10 protein-coding genes are annotated in these 11,945 nt (G+C 65.5%); 6 read left to right on the top strand and 4 right to left on the bottom strand.

The genetic code is table 11. The annotated features are described in order from the left end of the window. Window positions 1-75 precede the first annotated feature (75 nt). Window positions 76-747: a helix-turn-helix domain-containing protein gene (locus tag PNAP_RS05115; protein ID WP_011800438.1), complete on the bottom strand. Its 672-nt coding sequence runs from the start codon at window positions 745-747 to the stop codon at window positions 76-78. 462 nt (window positions 748-1,209) lie between these two features. Then, window positions 1,210-2,022 carry a class I SAM-dependent methyltransferase gene (locus PNAP_RS05110; RefSeq protein ID WP_011800437.1) on the bottom strand — a complete coding sequence of 271 codons (813 nt, stop codon included), beginning with the start codon at window positions 2,020-2,022 and terminating at the stop codon, window positions 1,210-1,212. A 238-nt stretch (window positions 2,023-2,260) separates the two neighbouring features. Here PNAP_RS05110 and PNAP_RS05105 point away from each other — a divergent pair, with 238 nt between their 5' ends. Beyond that, window positions 2,261-2,677 (top strand): group III truncated hemoglobin, encoded by a 417-nt coding sequence (locus PNAP_RS05105; protein ID WP_011800436.1) that lies wholly within the window; start codon window positions 2,261-2,263, stop codon window positions 2,675-2,677. A gap of 381 nt (window positions 2,678-3,058) precedes the next feature. Here PNAP_RS05105 and PNAP_RS05100 read toward each other — a convergent pair whose 3' ends face one another. After that, on the bottom strand, window positions 3,059-3,976 hold the full coding sequence (locus tag PNAP_RS05100) for a LysR family transcriptional regulator (RefSeq protein ID WP_011800435.1): 918 nt from the start codon (window positions 3,974-3,976) through the stop codon (window positions 3,059-3,061). A 116-nt stretch (window positions 3,977-4,092) separates the two neighbouring features. Here PNAP_RS05100 and mdlC point away from each other — a divergent pair, with 116 nt between their 5' ends. The 5 genes from mdlC to PNAP_RS05075 all read left to right on the top strand — a co-directional run bounded on the left by mdlC (window position 4,093) and on the right by PNAP_RS05075 (window position 10,514). Then, window positions 4,093-5,682 (top strand): benzoylformate decarboxylase, encoded by a 1,590-nt coding sequence (mdlC, locus tag PNAP_RS05095; RefSeq protein ID WP_011800434.1) that lies wholly within the window; start codon window positions 4,093-4,095, stop codon window positions 5,680-5,682. Between the two features lie 95 nt (window positions 5,683-5,777). Continuing rightward, window positions 5,778-7,229, top strand: a complete 1,452-nt coding sequence (locus PNAP_RS05090) for an aldehyde dehydrogenase (protein ID WP_011800433.1) — start codon at window positions 5,778-5,780, stop codon at window positions 7,227-7,229. Between the two features lie 80 nt (window positions 7,230-7,309). Continuing rightward, the gene (locus PNAP_RS05085; protein ID WP_011800432.1) at window positions 7,310-8,281 is read left to right on the top strand and encodes a Bug family tripartite tricarboxylate transporter substrate binding protein; all 972 of its coding nucleotides are present in this window, start codon (window positions 7,310-7,312) and stop codon (window positions 8,279-8,281) included. Between the two features lie 33 nt (window positions 8,282-8,314). Beyond that, window positions 8,315-9,433 carry an alpha-hydroxy acid oxidase gene (locus PNAP_RS05080; RefSeq protein WP_011800431.1) on the top strand — a complete coding sequence of 373 codons (1,119 nt, stop codon included), beginning with the start codon at window positions 8,315-8,317 and terminating at the stop codon, window positions 9,431-9,433. 154 nt (window positions 9,434-9,587) lie between these two features. Beyond that, window positions 9,588-10,514: a Bug family tripartite tricarboxylate transporter substrate binding protein gene (locus PNAP_RS05075; protein ID WP_232290755.1), complete on the top strand. Its 927-nt coding sequence runs from the start codon at window positions 9,588-9,590 to the stop codon at window positions 10,512-10,514. 27 nt (window positions 10,515-10,541) lie between these two features. Here the strand turns inward: PNAP_RS05075 and PNAP_RS05070 are convergent, their stop codons facing one another. Continuing rightward, the gene (locus PNAP_RS05070; protein WP_011800429.1) at window positions 10,542-11,888 is read right to left on the bottom strand and encodes a glycerate kinase type-2 family protein; all 1,347 of its coding nucleotides are present in this window, start codon (window positions 11,886-11,888) and stop codon (window positions 10,542-10,544) included. Between the last annotated feature and the right edge of the window lie 57 nt (window positions 11,889-11,945).

The following is an 11,945-nucleotide window of genomic DNA, read 5'->3' as shown; positions in this document are numbered from 1 at the left end:
AATCCATGCCGCGGTTGCGATGGGCCAGCCCTGGCGGCGCTTTTCCGGGTGGCCGTGGGAGAAGAAAGGGGCTGGCTAGCGGGGCGTTCCGGTGATGGCCCACAGCACCGTGGTGATCGACGGGCCGGGATTGCGCCAGCGGCGCGGCGTGAAACCGTCGTAGCAAAAGCTGTCGCCGGCCTGCAGCCGGTAAAGGCGGTCCTGGATGAACAGTTCGAGCTGGCCTTCGACCACATAGCCCACCTGTTCGCCCTTGTGGGTGAAAAACAGCGCATCGCCCGTGGAGCCCTGGGGGTCGATGACGGCTCGGTACAGCTCGACGCCGCCAGTCGATGCTGGTGGCGTCAGCTTTTCCTTGTGGATGCCCTTGTCGCCCAGGTCGATGCGCTGGTGCATGCCGGCGCGCACCACGGAGCGCTCGGGCGCGCCTTCTCCCTGGTCGTGCTGCGTGTTGCGGATCAGGGTTTCCAGCGGCAGCTGCAATTCGTTCGACAGCGCGGCCAGCGTTCGCAGCGAAATGGAACGCAAGCCGCGTTCAATCTGGCTGAGCAGGCTGACCGAGACGCCGCAGCCGCGCGCCACCTGCTGCAAGGGCAGCCCGAGCGCCTTTCGGCGATGGCGCACCTGCTCGCCCAGCCACAGGTCGATCACGGAGTTGATGCGCTGCGCCGAAGGTGCGGGCGCGGCATTCCATGCGTCGGCTCGTTCGGCGGCTGCGTCGGCAGATGAGGATGGTTGATGATTCATGTCCGCTGGTGTGGGAGTTAAATTTTTACTTTTGTGCAAATTACACAAAGCAATTGCCGCGCCAGTTTAGTGAAGACATGTCAATTGCCTATCCGGGTGAACCCTCGGCTCCGGTCAATTTCACCGTCCTCTGCTCTTGTCCCCTCTGAAAAACCGCCTGCTCTCCGGGAACGGCCGGGAGGCGGCTGCAAACGCTGCAAGGCTGGGGTTTAAATTTTTTGCGCACGTTGCTGGTGCAAGGCGCGTGGTGCATGCCCTTTGTTGGGCGATGCGGCCGGGACAGGCAGGAAAAGCGCCGGAGCGCCTGAAATCTCCGTCATTTAAGGACTAAATTTGCCTTTTGCGCACGACTGGCATGCACTTCATGCTATTAATAAAATAGCATAAAACGCGCTCGGCAAGATTCGAAATAGCTGGCGAACCTGAAAGCCGACGGGCTGGGCACACAGCCCCGGCGCCTGCTCAACGCCGCGTGACGACCACTTCCAGGTATTCGCTGGGCACCACCAGCGAACCGGCACCGGCGCGGTTCATGCGGTTCAGCAGATCGGCCATGTCGCTTTCCAGCGCTTTGGCCTGGTCGGGCGGCAGGGTCGCGAATGCCTTGTGAACCGGCCCGTACCAGGTCCGGAAGACCTCGATGAAATGGCCGGCCGAGCGGTAGCGGAAGTTGAAATGCCGGGGCGTCACGGCCACTTCGGCAGCGTTTTCGCCAAACAGCGAACGCAGGTGGCTTTCCACGCCCCAGCGCGCAGGAGGAGCCACATCGGGCGGCAGCGGAACGTGGCGGCCCAGGGTCTTGAACAACTGGCCGACAAAGCCCTCGGGCGTCCAGTTGGCCAGGCCGATGCGTCCGCCGGGGCGGCACACCCTGGCCATCTCGGACGCTGCTTTCGGCTGGTCGGGCGCGAACATCACGCCGAAGGTGGACAGCACCACGTCGAAGCTCGCGTCATCAAATGGCAGCGCCTCGGCATCGGCCACCTGAAAGTCCACCAGCAGGCGTTCCGCGCGTGCCCGCTCGGCGCCGCGATCCAGCAAACTTTGCACATAGTCGGTGGAAGTGACCTTGCAGCCCCGGCGCGCCGCCGCCAGCGTGGCATTGCCGTTGCCGGACGCGACGTCCAGCACGCGTTCATCGCAGCGCAGGTCGCAGGCTTCGGCCAGTTGCTCGCCGACGATCTGCAAGGAGGTGCCGATGACGACGTAATCCCCGCTGGACCAGGCCGCGTGCTGCCGGCGCTTGAGGGCAATGAGGTCAGTGAGTTCGTTCATGATGAGCGCCTCCCGAATGAGGTTAAGGAGTTGAGGATTCAAAATTCGCCTGCCGTGGCGCCGCAGGGCAAGGCCTGATACCCGTCCTGGGGCAATACTTTAAACCTCGTGCGGCCCGCCGTCATGCGGTATCGAACCCCAGCTTCAGACCCGCCATGAAGATTCATTTAAAATACATCTTATGTGACGCAAGGACGGCAATGTCGCGGTCCAGTCCAGCATTGCAAAGGAAATATCCATGCCATCCGCCGACCTGTGCACCGAAGGCGAAATCGTTCAACTGGTGCATGGCTTTTACGACAACGTGCGCCGGGACGAGGTGCTGGGGCCGATCTTCGACCGGCATGTGAAGAACTGGGATGCGCACCTGCCGACGATGGTGGATTTCTGGTCCTCGGCGCTGCGCGGAACGGCCCGGTTCCGGGGCTCGCCGATGCCCAAGCATGCCGCCCTACCCGGCCTGAGCATCGAGCTGTTCCAGCGCTGGCTGCGGCTGTTCCGGGAAACGACCAGCGCGCTGCCGAATGCGGCGCTGGCCGAACAGGCCAACGACCTGGCCAAGCGCATTGCCCAGAGCCTGTGGTACGGCTACAGGATGAGCCAGGCCAAGCAAACCCCAGGCTTTCGCGTCGGAAGCGGGACTGAACTCAATTGACCAAACGACGGGTCTAAAAGCCTAAACCGATACCCACGCCCCCAAACCCCCGGCCACCCCAAGTTCCCAGGCCAATCCCTACACTGGCGCGCGGCGCGCGAGGCACCTGCTCGACAAGAACGCCATTGGCGTCTTGCGAAACGACCGGGTAATTGGGGTCTGGCGGCGGGCTTGCGCAGCCGGCAAGCGAAGCACTGACAACGGCAACTACGAGCCATGGTTTCATTGCTGGACTCCTGCAGGTGATCTCCAAAATAGTAGGAGCTGCGCGCCCGCTCCGCAGCGGGAGCACCCAAAAATCCATTGCGCCGTGCTGGACTTTGGCCGGACCTTGGCAGGGCTGCCAGTCACAAGTTTGGCGGTGGCTGCCTCAAGGCCGGTTCAAGCCAGATCGCCGGACTTGTCGGAAAACAGCGTGACGATGAGCTGGCGCAACCACTGGTTGCCGGGGTCGGCTTCGAAACGCCGGCTCCAGTGCAGCGACACGGTGAAGTCGCGCAGCGGAAACGGCGGCTCGATGATGGCGTAGCCGCCCGCCGCCGCAAACAGCTTGGCGATGTTGCGCGGCATGACCACCGCCAGATCGGTGGCCTTGACGATGGCCGGCAGCACCATGAAGTGCTCGGTGCCCAGGCGCAGCCGGTCTTCGAGCTGCAGCAGTTGCAGGATGCGCAGCGTGTCGGAGTGGGTCCGCACCGCGACGAATTCCAGTTGGCGCAAGTCGCCCAGCAGCGCCTGGCCGCTGCGGCGCCGCCGGGTGAAGGGGTGGCCGTCCCGCAGCAGCACGATGTAGCGGTCCTTGAGCAGCTGCACGCGCTGGGTGTCCTTGACCGTCGGCAGAAAGCCGAACGCAAAGTCGATGCGCCCGCTGTCCAGCGCCTGGGCAATGTCGCTGCTCGCCAGCGGCAAGGTTTCGATGCGCACGCCAGGCGCGAGCCGGCGCAGCGCCACCATCAGGTCGGGCAAAAAACGGGCCTCGCCGATGTCGCTCATGTGGATGCGGAACACCTTGGCCGCCTCTGCCGGGTTGAACTGCGCGGCTTCGTTCAGCGCCTGCTCCACAGTGGCCAGCGCCGACTGCACCGCCAGCGCCAGCCGCTCGGCCCGGGGCGTGGGCGCCACGCCGCCCGGCGCGCGCACGAACAGCGCGTCCTTGACCAGCAGGCGCAGCCGCGTCAGCCCCTGGCTGGTGGCCGGCTGCGTCAGGCCCAGCAACTCGGCGGCCCGGCTGACGCTGCGCGCCCGGTAGACCGCGTCGAACACCCGCAGCAGGTTGAGGTCGATGTCGTTGATATGCATTTGGCGAATATTGAATAGTCCTTGTAGTTTATTGATTTATGGAACCGGCTGGCCGAAGATCACCGCCTGACCGACTGGTTCTGCCCCACGCCGCCCTGTTACTGGAGATTCAAACGATGACGACAACTGTCCGCGAAGCCGTGCTCGACCTGCTGCGCGCCTTCAACATGACCACGATTTTTGGCAACCCCGGCTCGACCGAGCTGCCGCTGTTCCTGGATTTCCCCGACGACTTCCGCTATGTGCTGGGGCTGCAGGAGTCCGTGGTGGTCGGCATGGCCGACGGCTACGCGCAGGCCACGCACAACGCGGCTTTTGTCAACCTGCATTCGGCCGCCGGCGTGGGCCACGCGATGGGCAACATCTTCACCGCCCACAAGAACCGCACGCCGATGGTGATCACCGCCGGCCAGCAGGCCCGGTCCATTTTGCCGTTTGACCCGTTTTTGTTTTCCGGCCAGGCGACCGAGCTGCCCAAGCCTTACGTCAAATGGAGCATCGAGCCGGCCAGGGCCGAAGACGTTCCGCTGGCGATTGCGCGCGCCTACTACATCGCCATGCAGCAGCCGCGCGGCCCGGTGCTGGTGTCGATTCCGGCCGACGACTGGACGCGCCGCTGCGAGCCGGTCGCGGCCCGCCGCGTCAGCACCGAAACCCGGCCCGAGCCGCAACTGCTGGCCCTGATTGGTGACGCGCTCGATGCGGCAAAGCGCCCGGCTTTCGTGGTCGGCGCCGCCGTGGACCGCGACCGGGCCTGGGACGACGTGGTTCGGCTGGCCGAACGCCACAATGCCGCCGTCTGGGTCGCGCCGATGTCGGGCCGCTGCGGCTTTCCGGAAGACCACCGGCTGTTCGCCGGTTTCCTGCCGGCGATGCGCGAAAAAATCGTCGCCCTGCTGGCCGGCCACGACCTGGTCTTTGCGCTGGGCGCGGCCGCCTTCACCTACCACGTCGAGGGCGCCGGCCCGCACCTGCCCGCCGGCGCCGAACTGGTGCAGCTGATCGAAGACCCGGCCATTGCCGCCTGGGCGCCCGAAGGTACGTCCGCCGTCGGCGGCATCCGCCTGGGCGTGCAGGATTTGCTGGCCCGCCCGGTGCCACCCGCGCTCGCCGACCGCGAAGACCCCCAGCCGCGCGCGCTGCCGGCCCGCGCCGAACCGGGCGCAAGCGGCGAGCTGATGAGCGTGGCTTTTGTCATGCAGACCCTGGCCGAGGTGCGCGACGCGCATTCCATCGTGGTCGAGGAAGCGCCGAGTTCGCGCCCGGTGATGCAGGCCCATTTGCCGATCCTGCACAGCGAAACCTTCTACACCATGTGCAGCGGCGGCCTGGGCCATGGCATGCCGGCGGCCGTCGGCGTGGCGCTGGCCAAACCCGGCAAGAAAGTTATCGGCCTGCTGGGCGACGGCTCCAGCATGTATTCGATCCAGGCGCTGTGGAGCGCGGCGCAACTCAAGCTCCCGATCACCTTCATCATTTTGAAAAACCGCCGCTACGCCGCGCTGCAGGAGTTCGCGCCGACCTTTGGCTTCAAGCCCGGCGAAACCCTGCAGGGCACCGACCTGCCCGAACTCGACTTTCTGGCACTGGCGAGGGGCCAGGGCTGCGACGCGGTGAATGTGGTTGACGCCGACCAGCTCGCCGACGTGTTGCGGGAGGCCTTGAACTCACCCCGGCCGATTCTGGTCGAGGTGGACGTGGCTTGAGCATTGAACAGGCTGTTTGCGCATGTCCAGAAAGCACAAGCAGCTACTATTTTTATAGCAAATACATTGACTTCCTTCAAAACCGGAGACACACCATGAACCGCATTTCCCTGCTGATCAACGGCGAACACACGGCGGCCCGCAACGGCGCCACCTTCGAGCGCCGCAACCCGCTGGACGGCAGCATTGCCACCCTCGCCCCGGCCGCCAGCGTGCAGGACGCGCTGGCCGCCGTCGAAGCCGCCGCCAAGGCCTTTCCGGCCTGGTCGGCCACCGGCCCGGGCGAGCGCCGCGCGCTGCTGACCAAGGCCGCGCAGGCGCTCGAAGCCAAGGCGCCCGCCTTCATCAAAGCCATGGCGCTTGAGACTGGCGCTTCCAGCCAGTGGGCCGGGTTCAACGTCCATCTGGCGGCCGGCACGCTGCTCGAAGCCGCCGCACTGACCACGCAGATCAGCGGCGAGGTGATTCCGTCCGACGTTCCCGGCAGCCTGTCGATGGGCCTGCGCCAGGCTGCCGGCGTGGTGCTGGGCATGGCGCCGTGGAATGCGCCCGTCATCCTCGGCGTGCGGGCGATTGCCGTGCCGCTGGCCTGCGGCAACACCGTGGTGCTCAAGGGCTCGGAGTTGTGCCCCGCCACCCACGGCCTGATCATTGAAGCGCTGCAGGAAGCCGGCCTGCCGCCAGGCGTCGTCAACTTCATCACCAACGCGCCGGGCGACGCCGCCGCCGTGGTCGAAGCGATGATTGCCCACCCCGCCGTGCGCCGCGTGAACTTCACCGGCTCGACCGCCGTCGGCAAGATCATCGCCGGCCATTGCGCCAACCACCTGAAACCCGCCGTGCTCGAACTGGGCGGCAAGGCACCGCTGGTGGTGCTCGACGATGCCGACCTGAACGCAGCCGTGAACGCCGCCGCCTTTGGCGCCTTTGCCAACTCCGGGCAGATCTGCATGTCCACCGAACGCATCATTGTTGACGCGTCGATTGCCGACGAGTTCGTCGCCAGGCTGGCAGCCAAGGCGGCCAGCCTGCCGCTGGGCGACCCGCGCGAAGGCCCGGTGGTGCTCGGCTCCGTCGTCGATATGAATGCCGTTCACCGCTGCAACGCGCTGGTAGATGACGCGCTGGCGCAGGGCGCGAAGCTACTGTGCGGCGGCAAGTCGGGCAGCACCTTGATGCCGGCCACGCTGATCGACCATGTCACGCCGGCGATGAAGATTTACAGCGAGGAGTCGTTCGGCCCGGTCAAGGGCATCGTGCGCGTCAACGGCGTCGAAGAAGCGATTGCCTGCGCCAACGACAACGACTACGGCCTGTCGAGCGCCGTGTTCGGTCGCGACATTGCCCGGGCGCTGCAGGTGGCCGGGCGCATCCAGTCCGGCATCTGCCATGTCAACGGCCCGACCGTGCATGACGAGCCGCAGATGCCGTTTGGCGGCGTCAAGGGCAGCGGCATCGGCAGCTTCGGCGGCCAGGCCGGCATCGCCGCCTTCACCGACCTGCGCTGGGTGACGGTGCAGACCACGCCGCGCCACTACCCGTTCTGAGCACGCGCCCGTACCCAGCATCATCCCTTCCCAGCCGACACCGGAATCACTCCGCAGCCTCTCACCCGAAGACATTCATCATGAAACTCCCCCATCTCGCCCTTTCACTGCTCGCCGCACTCGGCATGCATTCCGCCATGGCTGCCGAAGCCTATCCGGCCAAACCTGTTCGCTGGGTGGTGGCGTTTTCCGCTGGCGGAGGGTCGGATATCCTGGCCCGCACCGTCGGCCTTCAGTTGTCAAAGCAGCTGGGCCAGCAGATCGTGGTGGACAACAAGCCGGGCGGTGCGACCGTCATCGCCGCCGAGAGCGTGGCCCGGTCGCCCGGCGACGGCTACACCGTGTTCACCGCTGACAACGGCACGCTGATCTTCAACACGGCGCTGTTCAAAAGACTGTCGTACGAGCCGAAAAAAGACTTCGCGCCGATTGGCATGATGGCGCGCTTCCCGCTGGTGCTGGCCACGAATCCGGCGTCCGGTTTCGCCACCGCCAAAGAGGCGATTGAAGCCATGAGAAAGCAGCCTGGAAAGTTCAGCTATGCCTCGTCGGGCGTCGGAAGCCCCCATCACCTTGCGATGGAAATGCTCAAGGAGCGGGCCAGGATCGACGTGACGCATGTGCCTTACAAAGGCGGAGCGCCCGCCGTCCAGGACGTGGCAGGCGGCCAGCTTCCGTTTATCGTCATCGACATCGCCACCGGCCTGCCGATGATCAAGGCCGGAAAGCTCAAGGTTCTGGCGACTTTTTCCAAGTCGCGCCTGGCTGCCATGCCTGACGTGCCGACCCTGATGGAGCTGGGCTATACCGACATCGAGGCGACCGCCTGGCAGGGCTTGGTGGTGCCCGCCAGCACGCCAAAGGCGATCCAGGACCAGTTGAGCAGCGAATTGCAAAAGGCCATCAACGTTCCAGCCGTCAGCGCGCGCCTGGTCGAGTTGGGCGTCGAGCCCCTGCCCTCGGATGCGGCCGCCATGAACAAGCGTTGGTCGGACGACGCGGCCTACTGGCCCAAGCTGATCAAGGACCGGCAGATCACGCTGGACCAGTAATCCAGCGGTGGCACGCTCCATCGAAAGATACAGATGCTTCTGAACGCTGAAGATTTTCGCTGCCAGGCCCGCCGGGCGCTGCCCCGGTTTGTCTTTGACTATATCGATGGCGCGGCCGATGACGGTGCCTGCCGGCAGCGCAACCAGGCTGATTTCGCGGCGCTGACGCTGTTGCCCCGGGTCTTGCGCGACACCAGCCAGATCGACACCACGGTCACCGTTTTCGGAAGCCCCTGGTCCGTGCCGTTTGGCGTTGCGCCAACAGGGCTGAATGGCCTGATACGCCCGGGCGGCGATGCCTTGCTGGCAGCAGCAGCAGCCCGGGCAGGCATCCCTTTCGCGCTATCGACCGCCTCCAACATGCCGCTTGAAGCCGTGCGTGCCGCTGCGCCGGAGGGTTTGCAGTGGATGCAGCTGTATGTGATGCACCGGGAGATGGCCGAACGCATCGTGCAACGCGCCCGGCGCGCAGGCTACCAGGCGCTGGTGTTGACCGTGGATGTCCCCGTCAGCGGCAACCGCGAGCTGGACCTGCGCAACGGGTTTCGCATGCCCTTCAAGCCCACGCCCCAGATCGCCTGGGAAGCACTCACCCATCCGCGCTGGTCGCTGCGAATGGCCCGAAGCGGCACGCCCGACTTTGCGAATCTCACGGTCGCCGGCGAAGATGCCGGCTCCGCCAGCTTGCAGGCCGCGCTTATGGCCCGGGCGATGGACCGCTCGCTCGTCTGGGAAACGCTGGGCTGGCTTCGCAAGTCCTGGCCCGGCCCCTTGCTACTCAAGGGGCTGTTGCATCCTGAAGATGCACGGCTGGCGGTGGAGCATGGCATTGACGGCCTCATCGTGTCCAACCACGGAGGCCGGCAACTCGACGCCGCACCGTCCGCCATTCACGCCCTTCCCGCCGTGGTGGCGAGTGTGCAGGGCAGGATTCCGGTGTTCATGGACAGCGGCGTGCGGCGCGGCAGCGACATTGCCAAAGCCATCGCCCTGGGTGCCAAGGCGGTTTTTCTGGGCCGTCCGCTGCTGTACGGCCTGGCGGCACAAGGGGCGGCCGGTATCGACGCTGTGATGAAGCAGTTCAGCGATGAACTGGTACGAACCATGATTCTGCTGGGCGCCAGCCGGATTGCCGATTTAAGTGCTGCTTGATGGTCATTTATCGACATTTAACGCCCGGCGAAGGCGATTCGCACCTTTATTTTTTCATCAAAAACAGGAGACAGACATGATTCAAAAATACGCATCAAAAAGGCCTTTTTCGCATATACAGCGGTCGCTTATTGCTCTTTTTTTAGGAGCATCTATGATCACGCCGCTGACGGCGCTGGCGCAGGCCTGGCCGGCCAAGCCGATCCGGGTCATCGTCAACTTTCCGCCCGGCGGCGCGGCGGACCAGATTGCGCGCGCCATCACCCTGCCCCTGCAGGAAGCGCTCGGCCAGCCGGTGATCGTGGACAACCGGGCAGGCGCCGGCGGCAATATCGGCGGCGACGCGCTGGCCAAGTCGCCGCCTGACGGCTACACGCTGCTGCTGACTTCGGGCGGGCTGGTATCGATCAACCCGGCCATCTACCCCAAGATGTCGTTTGACCCGGCCAGGGACATCATTCCCGTGGCGGCGGCGGCCCGCGTGCTGGTGTTCCTGGAGGTCAAGCCGTCGCTGCCGGTGAAGAACGTGAAAGAATTCATCGCCTATGCCAAGGCGAATCCCGGCAAGCTGACCTACGCCTCGCCCGGCAACGGCTCGTCGCCGCATCTGGCCGGAGAAATGTTCAAAGACATGACGCAGAGCTTTTCAGTGCACGTGCCCTACCGGGGCGCGGCGCCCGCGATGCAGGACTTGCTGGGCGGGCAGGTGGATTTCATGTTCGACCCGGGCATCGGCCTGAACCATGTGCGCGCCGGCAAGCTCAGGCTGCTGGCCGTGGGCAGCCCAAAGCGCTCGCCGCTATTCCCCGACGTGCCGACGCTCAGCGAAGTCGGACTCAAGGGCTTTGACGCCGACACGGTGTTCGGCTTTTATGCGCCCACTGGCACGCCGGTCGCCATCGTCACCCGGCTGAACAGCGAGATCAACAAAATCCTCGCCACCCAGGCGGTGAAGGACCGCGTTGCCGGACTCGGCGGTGAAGTGGCACCCATGACGCCCGCCGAATTCGGCGCCAAGGCGCACGAGGACACGGCGCGCTTCAGCAAGCTCATCAAGGACCGGCACATCTCGGGGGATTGACGGGACCAGCGGCCGCGCACCCCAGTGCTACAGGATCAGGATCGCCCTGAAATCATTGACATTGGTGTAGGTCGGTCCGCTGATGACCAGGTCATCGAGCTTTTCAAAGTAACCATAGGCATCATTGCGGTCCAGGTACTGGTCCAGCTTCATGCCGGCGGCCACCGCCCGCTGGAGCGTGTCCGGGCTCACACAGGCGCCGGCATTGTCTTCAATGCCATCGATGCCGTCGGTATCGGCCGCCAGCGCATACACGCCGCCCTGGCCCTGCAGAGCCAGCGCCAGCCCCATGCAGAACTCGCCGGCGCGGCCGCCGCGTCCGCGTGGCGTGCCGGGCGCCTGCTTGCGGATGGTCACCGTCGTTTCGCCGCCGCTCAAAATCACGCAGGGCTTCTGGAAGGGCTGGCCCTTCATGGCCACGGCACGCGCCAGCGCGGCATGGACCTTGCCGACTTCGCGCGATTCGCCTTCCATCTCGTCGCTCAGGATGTAGGCCGCCAGGCCGGCGTCGCGGGCGGCTTCGGCGGCAGCCTCCAGGCTTTGCTGCGGCGTGGCGATCAGGTGGACTTCATGGCCGTCAAAAACCGCATCGCCGGGCTTGGGCGTTTCCAGCGCGCCTTGCTCCAGCAGGCTCATGATGTCGCCGGGCACCTCGATGCCGTAGCGCTGGAGGATGGCGACTGCCTCGGCGCAACTGCTGGCGTCGGGCACGGTCGGGCCGCTGGCGATGATCGACGGATCGTCACCCGGCACGTCGCTGATGGTCAGCGTGACGACGCGGGCCGGTGCGCAGGCCGCAGCCAGGCGGCCGCCCTTGATGCGCGAGAGGTGCTTGCGCACGCAGTTCATCTCGGAAATGCTGGCGCCGCTGGCCAGCAAGGCCTTGTTGATGGCCTGCTTTTCCTCCAGGCTCAGGCCTTCGGCCGGCAGGGTCAGCAGCGACGAGCCGCCGCCCGAGATCAGGCACAGCACCAGGTCGTTTTCGCTCAAACCCTGGACCATCGCCAGGATGCGTTCGGCCGCCGCCTGCCCGGCTTCGTCGGGCACCGGGTGCGAGGCCTCCACGACTTCGATGCGCTGCGGCAAGCCCTCGGGCCGGGGCGGAACATGGTGGTAGCGCGTCACGACCAGGCCTTCGAGCGGCGCATCAAGCGGCCAGAGCGCCTCGACCGCCTGCGCCATCGCGCCGCCGGCCTTGCCAGCGCCGATCACGATGGTGCGGCCGCCGCTCCCGGGCATGGGCGGCCGGGGTAAAAACCGGGCGGTGTTGGCCAGCGGCAGGGCGCGCTCAACCGCCGCCTGGAACAAATGGTCGAGAAACTGGCGCGGCTGCGCGCTCACGCCGGAAATGGAATTGAATGATGGTTTGGTCATGAAATGGGTGCCTCCACCCCGGATTGTGCCGCGCAAGATCTGCCTGAAATCATCAGC

Source organism: Polaromonas naphthalenivorans CJ2, assembly GCF_000015505.1.
Taxonomy (GTDB): domain Bacteria; phylum Pseudomonadota; class Gammaproteobacteria; order Burkholderiales; family Burkholderiaceae_C; genus Polaromonas; species Polaromonas naphthalenivorans.
This window is presented reverse-complemented; position numbering and strand designations above follow the sequence as displayed.